The organism is Burkholderia pseudomultivorans (assembly GCF_902499075.1).
Lineage (GTDB): Bacteria > Pseudomonadota > Gammaproteobacteria > Burkholderiales > Burkholderiaceae > Burkholderia > Burkholderia pseudomultivorans.
In genome coordinates, this window is record NZ_CABVPP010000024.1 from 79,718 (window position 1) to 93,884 (window position 14,167).

15 protein-coding genes are annotated in these 14,167 nt (G+C 65.7%); 9 read left to right on the plus strand and 6 right to left on the minus strand.

Annotation, left to right across the window (positions count from 1 at the left end; all coding sequences use genetic code 11):
- The first annotated feature begins 28 nt into the window (after positions 1-28).
- From murI to BST28156_RS17630, 5 genes are all read left to right on the plus strand, one after another.
- On the plus strand, positions 29-892 hold the full coding sequence (gene murI / locus BST28156_RS17610) for a glutamate racemase (RefSeq protein ID WP_174902909.1): 864 nt from the start codon (positions 29-31) through the stop codon (positions 890-892).
- Positions 893-1,042: 150 nt separating this feature from the next.
- Positions 1,043-1,279, plus strand: coding sequence for a (2Fe-2S)-binding protein (locus BST28156_RS17615; protein WP_006482749.1), 237 nt, complete (start codon positions 1,043-1,045; stop codon positions 1,277-1,279).
- Positions 1,280-1,494: 215 nt separating this feature from the next.
- Positions 1,495-2,223, plus strand: a complete 729-nt coding sequence (locus BST28156_RS17620; protein WP_174902910.1) for an energy transducer TonB — start codon at positions 1,495-1,497, stop codon at positions 2,221-2,223.
- A 36-nt stretch (positions 2,224-2,259) separates the two neighbouring features.
- Positions 2,260-2,991, plus strand: coding sequence for a MotA/TolQ/ExbB proton channel family protein (locus BST28156_RS17625; RefSeq protein WP_060246531.1), 732 nt, complete (start codon positions 2,260-2,262; stop codon positions 2,989-2,991).
- Between the two features lie 13 nt (positions 2,992-3,004).
- Positions 3,005-3,433, plus strand: coding sequence for an ExbD/TolR family protein (locus BST28156_RS17630; protein WP_174902911.1), 429 nt, complete (start codon positions 3,005-3,007; stop codon positions 3,431-3,433).
- Between the two features lie 367 nt (positions 3,434-3,800).
- Here the strand turns inward: BST28156_RS17630 and BST28156_RS17635 are convergent, their stop codons facing one another.
- The gene (locus BST28156_RS17635; RefSeq protein ID WP_174902912.1) at positions 3,801-4,775 is read right to left on the minus strand and encodes a LysR family transcriptional regulator; all 975 of its coding nucleotides are present in this window, start codon (positions 4,773-4,775) and stop codon (positions 3,801-3,803) included.
- Positions 4,776-4,896: 121 nt separating this feature from the next.
- Between BST28156_RS17635 and BST28156_RS17640 the strand changes: the two genes are divergently transcribed.
- The 3 genes from BST28156_RS17640 (at position 4,897) to hemP (ending at position 6,733) form a co-directional block, all read left to right on the plus strand.
- Positions 4,897-5,769 carry a pirin family protein gene (locus BST28156_RS17640; RefSeq protein WP_174902913.1) on the plus strand — a complete coding sequence of 291 codons (873 nt, stop codon included), beginning with the start codon at positions 4,897-4,899 and terminating at the stop codon, positions 5,767-5,769.
- A gap of 99 nt (positions 5,770-5,868) precedes the next feature.
- On the plus strand, positions 5,869-6,351 hold the full coding sequence (locus BST28156_RS17645; protein WP_060246536.1) for an SRPBCC family protein: 483 nt from the start codon (positions 5,869-5,871) through the stop codon (positions 6,349-6,351).
- A gap of 136 nt (positions 6,352-6,487) precedes the next feature.
- The gene (gene hemP / locus BST28156_RS17650) at positions 6,488-6,733 is read left to right on the plus strand and encodes a hemin uptake protein HemP (RefSeq protein ID WP_009695529.1); all 246 of its coding nucleotides are present in this window, start codon (positions 6,488-6,490) and stop codon (positions 6,731-6,733) included.
- Between the two features lie 241 nt (positions 6,734-6,974).
- Here hemP and BST28156_RS17655 read toward each other — a convergent pair whose 3' ends face one another.
- The 5 genes from BST28156_RS17655 to uvrB form a co-directional block, all read right to left on the minus strand.
- Positions 6,975-8,372: a 4Fe-4S binding protein gene (locus BST28156_RS17655; RefSeq protein WP_174902914.1), complete on the minus strand. Its 1,398-nt coding sequence runs from the start codon at positions 8,370-8,372 to the stop codon at positions 6,975-6,977.
- Complete coding sequence (locus BST28156_RS17660) at positions 8,369-9,211, minus strand: FTR1 family iron permease (protein ID WP_174902915.1); 843 nt, start codon at positions 9,209-9,211, stop codon at positions 8,369-8,371. The genes BST28156_RS17655 and BST28156_RS17660 overlap by 4 nt, the downstream gene beginning before the upstream one ends.
- Positions 9,212-9,268: 57 nt before the next feature.
- A complete protein-coding gene (locus BST28156_RS17665) occupies positions 9,269-9,601 on the minus strand; it encodes a cupredoxin domain-containing protein (RefSeq protein ID WP_060246542.1) in 333 nt (110 codons plus the stop codon).
- 57 nt (positions 9,602-9,658) lie between these two features.
- Entirely contained in the window at positions 9,659-10,210 is a 552-nt protein-coding gene (locus tag BST28156_RS17670; protein ID WP_060246544.1) for an iron transporter, read from the minus strand.
- A gap of 219 nt (positions 10,211-10,429) precedes the next feature.
- The gene (gene uvrB / locus BST28156_RS17675) at positions 10,430-12,520 is read right to left on the minus strand and encodes an excinuclease ABC subunit UvrB (protein WP_174902916.1); all 2,091 of its coding nucleotides are present in this window, start codon (positions 12,518-12,520) and stop codon (positions 10,430-10,432) included.
- Between the two features lie 240 nt (positions 12,521-12,760).
- Here uvrB and BST28156_RS17680 point away from each other — a divergent pair, with 240 nt between their 5' ends.
- The gene (locus tag BST28156_RS17680) at positions 12,761-13,960 is read left to right on the plus strand and encodes an amino acid aminotransferase (protein WP_174902917.1); all 1,200 of its coding nucleotides are present in this window, start codon (positions 12,761-12,763) and stop codon (positions 13,958-13,960) included.
- The last annotated feature ends 207 nt before the right edge of the window (positions 13,961-14,167 follow it).

Genomic DNA, 14,167 nt, shown 5'->3' on the forward strand with positions numbered 1-14,167 from the left:
TCGCACCACCCGCCACCGCGCCGTTCGCATGACGATGACGATTCAGCCTGCCGCTTCCGGGGTCCACCCCGCCGCCCCCGTCGGCATCTTCGACTCGGGGCTCGGCGGCCTGTCGGTGCTGCGCGCCGCACGCGCGCACCTGCCCGGCGAGTCGCTCGTCTATGTCGCCGATACGCGCTACAACCCGTATGGCGAGCGCGACGACGCGTTCATCACCGAGCGCACGCTCGCGATCGGCGAATGGTTCGTGCAGCAGGGCGCGAAGGCGCTCGTGGTCGCATGCAATACGGCGACCGCCCAGTCGATCGCGGCCGTGCGCGAGCGCCTCGCGATTCCGCTGGTCGGCGTCGAGCCGGGCATCAAGCCGGCCGTCCAGCAGTCCGCCAGCGGCGTCGCCGGCGTGCTGGCCACCCAGGCGACGCTGCGCAGCGCGCGCTTCCAGGCGCTGCTCGAGCGCCACGGCGCCGGATGCCGCTTCATCTGCCAGCCGGGTCACGGGCTCGTGCAGGCGATCGAAAGCGGCGACACCGGCTCGCCAGCATTGCGTGCACTGCTCGACAGTTACCTTCGGCCGATGCTCGATGCCGGCGCGGACGCGCTCGTCCTCGGCTGCACGCACTACCCGTTTCTCACTGCAACGATTCGCGACCTCGTCGGCGAGCGCATGACGATCGTCGACACGAGCGACGCGATCGCACTGCAACTGGCCCGCGTGCTCGACCAGCACGACCTGCGCGCACCGATTGGCGCACCCGTCGCGCCGCCCCGCTTCTACTCGACCGGCGACGGCCGGCAGTTGCAGGCGCTGGCGTCGACGCTGCTCGGCCTCGACGCACCGGTCGAATCCGTCACCATTTCCTCGCCGAACGCACGCGCGTGCGCGACCGCCTGACGCGGGCCCGTACACGCTTTCTCCGCGCGCTCCTCCCGGCGCCCTCCGATTCAAGGGTCCGATGACCTTTAAAAAAGCCAACACCAGGCTTGTCAACGGCGAAGAATTTAATGATAATAATTCGCATTAACGTTAGCTATCGCACTCATCATGATCGTCTGCGTGTGCAAGTCTGTTTCCGATCGCAAGATTCGCGCGTCCCTCGCCGAGGGCGTGAACTCTTTCGATGAACTCCAGTTCGAGCTTGGCGTGGCCACGTGCTGCGGCAAGTGCGAGGAGTCCGTACGCGACCTGATGGCCGAGCAAGGCGTCTGCGCGAGCCGGTGCGGTGTCGAGCACCACGCTCACCCGATTCCGGTAACGTTCTACGACCGCAAGGCCGCCTGATCGCGCCGAGTGCGCGCATGCGGCTTCGGCCGCATTTCCGTTTTACCCGTCAGCAAGCCAGCGTCTGCGCGAGCCAGCGGCCTACCTGCCCAGGAGCCTGTATGGAATTGCTGATCGGTTTTTTGACCACCGTGTGCATCTCGCTGCTGATCTTCCGCAAGTGAGCCCGTTTCACCCGCCGCGCCCCGGGTGCGACGTCGTTCTTTCAAGCTAACATGCAGGCATCGCATTCCGCTCCTGCCGGCGCCTTGCCGGCTGCTCCACGTATGAACCCCCGCGTCGTCACCGTCGCAGTCGGTGTGCTGGCCGCGCACGCGATCATGCTGACCGCCGCATGGCTCCACCGCAGCGCGCCGCCCCCGCCGAAGGCGGTCGAGGTCCAGTCGATCACCGCACAGCTCATCGCGCCGGCCCCCGTCCCGCAGGTTGCGGTCGCATCGGTCCAGCAGCCCGCGCCGCCGAAGCCCACGCCGCACGTAAAACCGAAGGTCGAGCCGAAGCCGGTGCCGAAGGTCGCGAAGCCGGTGCCGCAGCCCGTCACGACTTCGCCGGAACCGTCGCCGACGCCCGCGCCGGTCGCCGCGACGCCGGCGCCCGAGACGCCCGCTCCCGCGGCGCCGGCCGCGGCCCCGGGCCCGGCGCGCGAGACGATGCAGGTCGGCGCGCCCAAGAACGTGCAGGCGCTGCAATGCACGCTCGTGAAGCCCGACTACCCGTCGATGTCGCGTCGCCGCGGCGAGACGGGCACGGCCTATGTCCACTTCGTCGTCGGCGTCACCGGCAAGATCGAAAACATCACGCTGCAGAAGAGCAGCGGTTATCCGCGCCTCGACGAAGCCGCCCTCGAAGCGATGCGTGCATCCACGTGCCCTCCCTACGTGGAGAACGGCCAGGCGATCCGCGTTGCCCACACGCAGCCCTACAACTTCGGGCTCACCGATTAACCCGCCTTATCCGGAAAAGATTCAAAGGAAACAAAAATGCAAAGCTACGGTATCGCGCACGTCTGGGCGCAAGGTGATTTCGTCACGCGCGCCATTGCGATCACGCTGCTCGTGATGTCGGTCCTGTCGTGGATCGTGATCATCGTGAAGGGCTGGAACGTGGTTCGCCTGAACCGCCTGACGAAGAACGCCGAACAGGCGTTCTGGCATTCCGACGACTTCGACGACGGCATCAAGAAGCTCGGGCTCGCCGCGTCGACGCCGAATGACAACCCGTTCCTCGCGCTCGCGCTGTCGGGCAAGGAAGCGGCCGATCACCACCATCAGACGCAGCCGCACCTGCACGACCGCATGGACGTATCGGACTGGGTCACGCGCTGCCTGAAAGACACGATGGACGAAGGCATCGCACGCATGCAAAGCGGCCTCGCGATCCTCGCGTCGATCGGCAGTACCGCGCCGTTCGTCGGCCTGTTCGGCACGGTCTGGGGGATCTACCACGCACTGCTCGCGATCGGCATGAGCGGCCAGACGTCGATCGACCAGGTCGCCGGCCCGGTCGGCGAATCGCTGATCATGACGGCCTTCGGCCTGTTCGTCGCAATCCCGGCCGTGCTCGGCTACAACGCGCTGACGCGCGCGAACAAGGGCGTCGTCAGCAAGCTGCGCCGCTTCGCGCATGGCCTGCACGCGTATTTCGTGACGGGCGAGCGCCTCGCGTCGTCGTCGGACCGCAACGGCCTGCGTCTCGCGACGCGCGCCAGCTGAAGCGGGGTGAGCGATGGCGATGAACACCGGTTTCAGCGACGATGACGACGATGGCGTGATGAGCGAGATCAACATGACGCCGCTCGTCGACGTCATGCTCGTACTCCTGATCATTTTCCTCGTGACGATCCCGGCGATGCAGCATGCGGTGAAGATCGACCTGCCGCATGCCAGCAGCCAGCCGGTCGACGAAAAACCGCAGACCGTCGACGTCGCGATCCAGGGCGACGGCACGATCCTGTGGGACGACCACACGGTCACGCGCGAGCAGTTGCAGGCGCGCATCGCGGAAGCGGCGAAGCATCAGCCGCAACCCGAGCTGCACCTGCGGGCGGATCGCAAGGTGGCCTACGAACGTGTGGCCGAAGTGATGTCGGATGCGCAGGCCGGCGGCCTGACGAAGCTCGGCTTCGTGACGGAGCCGACCGCGAAAGCGAAGTAATGCGCGCGCGAAAGCGTTGCCGGCCGTGATCGACGGGGCACACACAAAGTAAAAGGCCTTCATCGCCAGATGAAGGCCTTTTTTCATGCGCACGCGGGCGCCTTCGGGCGGCGGGCTCTTCGGCGGTATCGGTTGCGCCTCGAGCAACGCAAATGCGACTTGCCGTGGTCTGCACGGACTTGCGCGTTCTGCCCTATCTGGCTCGCAACATATGCGGCCACCTGATTCCGCTCAGAACTTCCTTCGCGAAATGGGATTTCAATATAGGCCTGCCCGCGCGCGCATTCAAGCCCCCGGCGATTGAAACTTGCGATTGCAGGCGACGCTTCAATGACAAAACAAATCTGCCGCGTCGCGCACGCCCCATTCAGGTCGCCGAAGCATCGGCCGTCGCGTCCTTCTTCGCCCGCTCGGGACAGCCGGGCTGCTTGTATTCGCCGTGATCGAGCTTCTCGACCAGATAGTCGACGAATGCGCGCACCGCGGGCGGCATGCCCTGCCGCGACACGAACACCGCATACAGTTGCGGCACCGGCAGCGTCCAGCCGGGCATCACCGGCGAGAGTTGCCCGGCGCGCAACGCGTTGCCGTACATCATCTCGGGCAGCGCGGCGATGCCGAGACCGTCGAGCGCGGCCTCGCGTATCGTCATCAGGTCCGCCGTCACGAGCCGCGGGTCGTGCTCGTGCACGTGGCGCGTGCCGTCCGGCGCGATCAGGTTGAACACGTGGCGCCCGTCGACGCTCGGCGTATCGAGCGTTTCGAAATGCGCGAGATCGTCCGGCACGAGCGGCGGCGCGTTCTGGTTCAGCAGGCTCGGCGCCCCGACCAGCATCTGCTCGGTGCGCCACAGCGGCCGCACGACGATGTTCGCGTTCTGCGGCGGCTCCGAGCGCACACGCAGCGCCACGTCGATCGAATCCTCGAACAGGTCGATCACGCGATTCGTCACACGGATGTGCACCTTCACCTCGGGATAACGGTGCAGGAATTCAGGCAGGATGCGCGACAACATCGTCTGCGACAGCGTGACCGGCACGCTGACGCGCACCGAACCGCGCGGCGACGCACGCAGTTGCTGCACCGCGTTCATCGCAGCCTGCGCTTCGGCCAGCATCGCCTGGCAGTGCTGGTAGAACAGCTCGCCCGCCTCGGTCAGCGCGAGCTTGCGCGTCGAGCGCTGCAGCAGGCGCACGCCGAGCGACGCCTCGAGCTCGGTCAGGCGCCGAGACAGCCGCGACTTCGAGATGCCCAGCACGCGCTCCGCCGCCGAGAACCCGCCGTGCTCGACGACCTGCGAGAAGTACATCAGGTCGTTCAGGTTGTGTGCATCGATATTCATGTCATCGTTCCAATTTCAGAACAATCCATTGCGAACTGCTGCCAATTTAACGACAAATCGCCCAATATAATAGCCCTATGTTTCAAAAATGACGCTATTCCGCTGAATCGAGGGCTTCCGCATGACGATCGCTCGCTCGCTTGACCGTACCTATCCCGCGCTTCGCACGACCGAAGGCGGCGGCTTCGTGGTTCACCGCCCGTTCCCGACCCGGCTCCTGATGGATTTCGATCCGTTCCTGCTGCTCGACGAAATGGGCCCCGTCGATTACGCGCCCGGCGAGGCCAAAGGCGCGCCCGACCATCCGCACCGCGGCTTCGAGACCGTCACCTACGTGCTCGACGGCCGCTTCCGCCATCGCGATTCGGCCGGCCATGCGGGCACGCTCGGCCCGGGCGACGTCCAGTGGATGACGGCCGGCGCCGGCGTCGTGCACAGCGAGATGCCGGACCCGGCGTTCGCCGAGGCCGGCGGCCGCTCGCACGGCTTCCAGCTGTGGGTCAACCTGCCGCGCCGCGACAAGCTGATCGCGCCGCGCTACCAGGAGATATCGGCGGCGCGTATTCCGCGCGCGACCTCGCCGGACGGCCGCGCACACGTGCGCGTGATCGCGGGCGAGGCATTCGGCGTCGACGCGGCGATCGAGACGCGCACGCCGATCCTCTATCTGCATTTCACGCTGGAACCGGGCGCCACGGTCACGCAGCCGGTTCCGGCCGGCTATCGCGTGTTCGCCTACCCGCTCGACGGCACGGGCCTCTACGGGCCCGACAGGCAGGCGGTCGAGGCCCGCAACATGGTCGTTTATGGCGACGACGGCGACGCGGTCACGTTCGCGGCCGGCGACACCGCGCTCGATCTGCTGCTGATCGGCGGCGTGCCGCTGAACGAGCCGATCGTCCGCTACGGTCCGTTCGTGATGAATACCGAGGATGAGATCCGGCAGGCCGTCGTCGACTACCAGACCGGCCGCATGGGTCGCATCGACGCGTGATGCGCGAGCGGGGACGCAGGTGCCGCGAAGCGGCGGATTTTGCGTCACAATGACTTCTTGAACCATGTGGCTGTGCGCCACCAGAAGGAACCCGTCCCCTTGAACTTCGAACATCTGATCCAGATCAACGCCGACGATCCGGCCGTGCCGTCCCTGACCCGCGAGCAGCTGTGGGAAGGCCTCGTGCTACGCGCGGAACAGCCGCAATTGTTCGTGATCGGCCTCGACAGCTGCGTCGTGCACGAACGGACGGCGACGACGCTCGAACGCGAACTGCACTACGGCCACGCCACCGTGCGCGACCGCGTGACGTTCACGCCGAACCAACAGGTCCGCTACGACATCCATGCCGCCGATGGCGAAATCGGCGGCTCGCTGACGATGACGATCGAGGAACGCGACGATCACGAGTTGTTCCTGCGATTCGAATACCGCACGACGCTAACCGTCACGGACGACAGCGAGGAAGCGCGGCAGACGCACGGGATCGTCAAGGAAGCGTATCGCACGTCCGATATCGACACGGTCCGCCTGATCCGCGAATACGCGCAGGGTCGCAAGGATCCCGATCCGCTGCACTGACATCGGCGGCGGCCTGCAGGCCGCCATTTGATCAAACTATCAAACTTGCAGATTCGATCGATAAAGAGTTTTTGTAAATGGGAATAGTTATCATTTAGAATTGATTCCATCGTATCGACAGTCACCGATCAACCGAATGACCGACACCATGCGCCCGACCACGCTGACCTTGCGCCGCACGACCGGCACCGCAAGCAGCAGCCGTCAGAAGACGGCAGCGGTTACGACGCCGGCGAAACCGGCCGGCAACCGCGATGCAGGCACACGGGTCGTCAGCAGCGATGCGCTGCTGCAAGGCCACAGCCACATCAGCATCGCGCACAACGGAGAAACCTATCAGTTGCGCGCCACGCGGCTCGGCAAGCTGATCCTGACGAAGTAGTACAGCGTATTGTGGGGACCACCTCCCTGAGAGGTGTTGGGCAGTAGCCAGCGCAACGGCTTGCACGCGAGATCTAGACCCCTTCGTGCAAACACACTCAAGCAGCCGTTGCAGCAAGCCAAGCCACTTTTTTGGTTCTCACCCATGAAGAAAAAAAGCGACACGCCGAAAGACGTGTCGCTTTTTGTTTGCCCGGTTGAATGACCGACGCATCATCCGGCATGCCGCTGTTGGATCCCGCTCAAAAACCCCAGAACATCAACCACCACGCGCTGTCGACGACAGCCAGCGCCGCCGCGAACCACACGAAGGCCATCAGCCGGCGCGGCCACGCCGCATAGCGTGCCGTCACCTTCCACGCGAGCCACGCGCTCCATGCGTTTGCGCCGACCAGGATCGCGATGCGCACGTCCGTCGCCCAGCCGAGCGGCACATGCTCGGCGCGCAGCAGCGACAGCGTCGTCGCGGACAAGCCGAGGAACACGCCCGCCCCCGCGATCGGAATCAGCGCCTGCGCGAGATGATGCAGACGCACGCGATCGAAGCGACCGAGCATCAGCGTCGCGCCGGCCAGCAGCACCAGCAGCGCCGTGCCGTACACGAGCCCGGTGCCGACGATGTAGCTGACGATCAGCCCGCCGTCGAGCCACGAGAACACGTCGTTGCGGTCCGGATAATGCGTGAGCAGGAACCACGGCGCGTTGGTCTCGAGCGGCCACGTGATGTCGCGGTCGATCAGCCAGCCCGCGAGCCATTGCTTGATCTGCACGAACCACGGGCTGACGGTCCAGTGGAATGCGCCGATCGCGACGCCGAGCAGGCCGTACAGGATCAGCGCGGTATCCCACGGGTTCGCCTGCTGCGCGCCGAGGTTCACGACCTCGTCGGACGGCGAGCGCCACGACAGCGCGATCGCGTCGCGATGCCCGGCGCAGCGGCCGCACATATGGCAGGCGGCGGCACCCTTCATGTTGCGCAGCGGCACGAGTGGCGCGCAGTTGATCGGAATCACGCGATGCCCGTGCTCGCCGTTCTTGTACGAGCGGCGCCAGGCCTCCTCGTCGACCTTGTACCGCATCGGCGCGAGCCGCGCGAGCAGCCCGAACACGCCGTTGACCGGACACAGATACTTGCACCACACGCGCTTCTCGCGGCCGTACAGCAGGCCGATCACGATCGCCGCGGCGGTCGAGCCGCCGAGCACGAGCAGCACCGCGAGCGGGTACTGATACACGCTGACCATCTGCCCGTAGATCGTCGTGATTCCGAACGCGACGAACGGCCAGCCGCCCCACCGCATCCAGCGCGGAATCGCGCGGCCGCGGCCGAAGGTGCTCGCGAACTCGGCGAGCGCGCCCTCCGGACACAGCACGCCGCACCACACGCGGCCGAGCATCACCATCGACAGCAGCACGAACGGCCACCAGATGCCCCAGAACACGAACTCCGCGGCGAGCGTGAGATTGCTCCACAGGTGCGCGGAATCGTCCGGCAGCGGCATCACGGCCGGCACGATGATCAGGAACGCATAGACGGCCACGACCACCCACTGGATGCCACGAATCAGCGCGCCGTGGCGCTGCATCCACTGGCCGGCCTGCGCAAGCCGGCCCGGCTTGGCTGCTGCGACGACGCTCATGCCGCGCGGCCCGCCGCGATGGCCGGACGACGGCTCGCGCGCTTCATCAGCAGCCAGACGACCGCCCAGTACAGCGCGTATGCGATCAGGTTGGTGAGCGCCGGATGCGCGCGATAGCCGGTCAGCGTCGCAACGAGCGAGCCGAACGTGCCGGAGTCGTCGAGAATCGACGACGTATCCCACACCTGCGAGATGCCGAGCGGCAGGATTTCCTTGTCGATCAGCTTGTCGACGCCGGTCTGGAACAGGCCCGCGCCGAGGAACAGCAGCATCACTTCGGTGACGCGGAAGAAGTGCCGCCACGAGAAGTACTTGCCGCCGAGCTGCAGCAGGTAGAACGTCAGGAACGCGAGACCGAGGCCGATCACGACCGCGAGCATCTGGCTGCCGTCGACATGACCCGACTGGCCGAACCCGAGGCCGTACAGGAAGATCACCGTCTCGCTGCCCTCGCGTGCGATCGCGAGCGCAACCAGCACCGCGACGCCCCACCAGTTCGAATCGCGCGTGCTCTGCTGCAACGACTGCTCCATGTCGCGCTTCAGCGTGCGGCCGTGCCGGCGCATCCACAGCACCATCTGCACGATCAGCACGCATGCGATCAGCACCATCGCGGTCTGGAAATAGTCCTGCGCGTCGCCGGACAATACTTCGGTGAAGCCGACGAGCGCGGCGCCGAGGCCGACGGCCATCAGCAGGCCGACGGCGACGCCGGTCCACAGGAACGGCAGGCCGCGGCGCGCATCGTCGTCGCCGTTCTTCAGCCATGCATAGAGAATGCCGACGACGAGCAGCGCTTCGACGCTCTCCCGCCAGACGATGAACAAGATCTGACCCATCGATACCTCCCGACGTGCAGGCGACGCGCTCGCGCGCCCGCACGCAGATAAAACGCGTTACTTCGCGACGATCACGCCCTGCGCCTGCTGGTGGAAATCGTCGAAAAACTTGTACTCACCCGGCGACAGCGGCGCGACGACCACGAACGAATCGGCGCCCGGCGCGAGCACCTTCTCCTTGCGCAGCTGCACGCTCTCGAATTCGGCGGCGCCCTTGCCGGTGTTCCTGATCTCGATCTTGAAGCGCTGGCCGGCCGGCACCTCGATGCGCGCCGGATTCAGCTTGCCGTCCGCCATCTCGAGCTTGAAGGTCGGCAGATCGGCGGCGTATGCTACGCCGGCGAGCCACAATGCGGCGGCCGCGGCGATGATTTTCTGGGGAAATTTCATTCTGGGTTCTCTACGCCGACGGCGCACCCCGAGGCGCGCCGTCCGTGATGCTGCCGATCAGTACCCGCCCTTCTTGCCGATGCCGGCGAACGGGAAATCGTATTCGAGGGTGATGGGCTTGAACCACGGGCCCACGCCCGTTTCCTTGTCGACGTGACGGCCGAACGCCATGTGGCCCGACTGCATCGGCGGTTTGACGGTCATCGTCAGGTGGTACTTGCCCGGGCCGTTCAGCTTCACGTTGTCGCCGTAGTGCGGGCCGTCGCTCGCGACCATGCCCATCAGGTCGCCTTCGGCCTTCCACTTCGTGTCGCCCTGCTTCGTCAGCTTGTACGTGACCTGCAGGTACGGCATCCAGTCGCCTTCGGCGAAACCGGTCGGGTTGTTCTTGACCGCATGGATGTCGGCCTCGAGGTGGATATCGGAATCCGACGCCTTGCGCATCATCCCTTCCGGGTCCATCGTGATCGGCTGCAGGTACACCGCGCCGATCTCCATGCCGCCCTGGATCTGCTGCTTGCCGATCGGATACTCGGCAGCCGAGGCCGACATTGCGGCAAGCGCCGCCGCCACCGCAACCGACGTGCGGATGAACGAAGAACCCAACATGGACACTCCTTGTTTTTTATCGGGTGATACGCGGAACGCCCCGCAGGGCGGCCCGCTGGAAACACTAACGCGACCAAGAACGTTAATGCGAACTATTCTCAATAATTGCGGAGTGTAGCACCGAACCCGTTCCGGAACAAACCCGAACCTGCCTAAACCCCTGATCCGAAAAGGCTTACAGGTTTGTTACCGTCTGGTTTCGGTGACGCATGGAAAGATTTACCGGCCGCCGTTCACGTGATCGCCGACATTCGCGCCGAACACGCGTTCGCGCAGCAGCGCGAGCTGGTCGCGGGTCGCCGCGGCCTTCTCGAACTCGAGGTTCTTCGCGTAATCGGCCATCTGCTTTTCGAGGCGCTTGATTTCCTTCGCGAGCTGCTTCTCCGACATGTCCTCGAATTTCGCGCGCTGCTGCGCCTCCTTCAGCTCCGCGCGCGCTTCGTCGGCGTTGTACACGCCGTCGATGATGTCCTTGATGCGCTTCACGACACCGCGCGGCGTAATGCCCATCTGCTCGTTGTACGCGATCTGCTTCGCGCGGCGCCGCTCGGTCTCGCCGATCGCGCGCTTCATCGAGTCGGTCATGTTGTCGGCATAGAGAATCGCCTTGCCGTTCACGTTGCGCGCCGCGCGGCCGATCGTCTGGATCAGCGAGCGCTCGGCGCGCAGGAAGCCCTCCTTGTCCGCGTCGAGGATCGCGACCAGCGACACCTCCGGAATGTCGAGTCCCTCGCGCAGCAGGTTGATCCCGACCAGCACGTCGAAGGTGCCGAGCCGCAGGTCGCGGATGATCTCGACGCGCTCGACCGTGTCGATGTCGCTGTGCAGGTAGCGCACCTTGACGCCGTGGTCGGCAAGAAACTCGGTCAGTTGCTCGGCCATCCGCTTGGTCAGCACGGTGATCAGCACGCGCTCGCCGGCCTTCACGCGCGCGTTGATCTCGGCCAGCACGTCGTCGACCTGCGAGCTCGCCGGGCGCACTTCGATTTCCGGATCGACGAGACCGGTCGGCCGCACGACCTGCTCGGCGATTTGCCCGGTCACGCGCTGCTCGTAATCGGCCGGGGTGGCCGACACGAACACCACCTGGCGCATCTTGCGCTCGAACTCGGGGAACTTGAGCGGCCGGTTGTCGAGCGCCGACGGCAGCCGGAACCCGTAGTTGACGAGGTTTTCCTTGCGTGCGCGGTCGCCGTTGTACATCCCGTTCAACTGGCCGATCAGCACGTGCGATTCGTCGAGCAGCATCAGCGCATCGGGCGGCAGATAGTCGACCAGCGTCGGCGGCGGCTCGCCGGGCGCCGCGCCCGAGAAATGCCGCGAATAGTTCTCGATGCCCTTGCAGAAGCCGAGCTCCTGCAGCATCTCGAGATCGAAGCGCGTGCGCTGCTCGAGGCGCTGCGCCTCGACCAGCTTGCCGTCGCGATGGAAGAACTCGAGCCGCTCGCGCAGTTCCTCCTTGATCGTCTCGACCGCGCGCATCACGGTGTCGCGCGGCGTCACGTAGTGGGACGACGGATAGACGGTGAAGCGCGGGATCTTCTGCCGCACGCGGCCGGTCAGCGGATCGAACAGCTGCAGCGTGTCGACCTCGTCGTCGAACAGCTCGACGCGCACGGCCATCTCCGCGTGTTCGGCCGGGAAGATGTCGATCGTGTCGCCGCGCACGCGGAACGTGCCGCGCTGGAAATCCTGTTCGTTGCGCGTGTACTGCATCGCGATCAGCCGCGCGATCACCTCGCGCTGGCCGAGCTTGTCGCCGGTGCGCAGCGTCAGGATCATCTGGTGGTATTCGGACGGGTTGCCGATACCGTAGATCGCCGACACGGTTGCGACGATCACCACGTCGCGGCGCTCCATCAGGCTCTTGGTCGCCGACAGCCGCATCTGCTCGATATGCTCGTTGATCGACGAGTCCTTCTCGATGAACAGGTCGCGCTGCGGCACGTACGCCTCAGGCTGGTAGTAGTCGTAGTACGACACGAAGTACTCGACCGCGTTGCGCGGAAAGAACTCGCGGAACTCCGCGTAGAGCTGCGCGGCGAGCGTCTTGTTCGGCGCGAACACGATCGCGGGGCGGCCCAGCCGCGCAATCGTGTTCGCCATCGTGAAGGTCTTGCCCGAGCCCGTCACGCCGAGCAGCGTCTGGAACGCGAGGCCGTCCTCGACCCCTTCGACAAGCGTGTCGATCGCGGTCGGCTGGTCGCCGGCGGGCGGATACGGTTGATAGAGCTGGAACGGCGACCCTTCGAAAGTCACGAATTTCGATTCGTCGAGCGCGTCGCCGACTTCGGCATGATGTTCTGACATGGAGTGCAGCCGCAGCGTAGGCAAAAAAACTATTCTAGCGCTTCGCGGTCGGTCGAACTGCTGCCGGCTCCTGACGCGCGGCCGTCGCCCGAAATCGTGAATGTGCGCGTCGCGCCTGCGTGAATTCGCTACAATGTCAGGCTGCTGCGCTTTCCGGTGTCGTGGCTGTCCGCGCGCGGTCCGCTGCGCCCGCCCCGCCGGTTGAAAGCCTGACCCTCTTTTCACTACTGCCGAATCATCATGTCGCTCTTCTCCGCTGTCCAGCTTGCTCCCCGCGACCCGATCCTGGGCCTGAACGAAGCTTTCAACGCCGATACGCGTCCGACCAAGGTCAACCTCGGTGTCGGCGTGTACACGAACGAGGACGGCAAGATTCCGCTGCTGCGCGCGGTTCGCGACGCGGAGAAGGCACGCGTCGAAGCCGGCCTGCCGCGCGGCTACCTGCCGATCGACGGGATCGCCGCGTACGACGCGGCCGTGCAGAAGCTGCTGCTCGGCAACGATTCGCCGCTGATCGCGGCGGGCCGCGTGGTCACGGCACAAGCACTGGGCGGCACCGGCGCGCTGAAGATCGGCGCGGATTTCCTGCGCACCGTGAACCCGAACGCGAAGGTCGCGATCAGCGATCCGAGCTGGGAAAACCACCGCGCGCTGTTCGAAGCGGCCGGTTTCGAAGTCGTCGCGTACCCGTACTACGACGCGGCCACCAACGGCGTGAACTTCGAAGGCATGCTGTCGGCGCTGAACGGCTATGCGGCCGGCACGATCGTCGTGCTGCACGCGTGCTGCCACAACCCGACCGGCGTGGACCTGACCGAAGCGCAATGGCAGCAGGTCGTCGACGTCGTCAAGGCGCGCAACCTCGTGCCGTTCCTCGACATCGCGTACCAGGGCTTCGGCGAAAACATCGAGGCCGATGCAGCTGCCGTGCGCCTGTTCGCCGCGGCCGACCTGAACGCGTTCGTGTCGTCGTCGTTCTCGAAGTCGTTCTCGCTGTACGGCGAACGCGTCGGCGCGCTGTCGATCATCACGTCGAGCAAGGACGAAGCCGCGCGCGTGCTGTCGCAACTGAAGCGCGTGATCCGCACGAACTACTCGAACCCGCCGACCCACGGCGGCGCGGTGGTCGCTGCGGTGCTCGCATCGCCGGAACTGCACGCTGCATGGGTGCAGGAACTCGGCGAAATGCGCGATCGCATCCGCGCGATGCGCAACGGCCTCGTCGAGCGCCTGAAGGCGAGCGGCGTCGATCGCGACTTCAGCTTCATCAATGCGCAGCGCGGCATGTTCTCGTATTCGGGCCTGACCGCTGCGCAGGTCGACCGCCTGCGCGACGAGTTCGGCATCTACGCCGTCGCCACGGGCCGGATCTGCGTCGCTGCGCTGAACACGCGCAACCTCGACGTCGTCGCCAACGCGGTCGCTGCGGTGCTGAAGTAAATCGGCCCCAGCGGGCGTCGGCCGTCAACGGCCCCGCCCTGCCGAAATGGAAAACGCGCTCCACGGAGCGCGTTTTTTATGTGCGTCGGTCGCCGCCGCAAGGCACGCGTGCCGCCCGTGACGCACCGGCTTACTGCATGAACCAGCCGTGGCTGACGACGAACGACTGGCCGGTCAGCGCGGCGCTCGGGAACGCCGACAGGAACA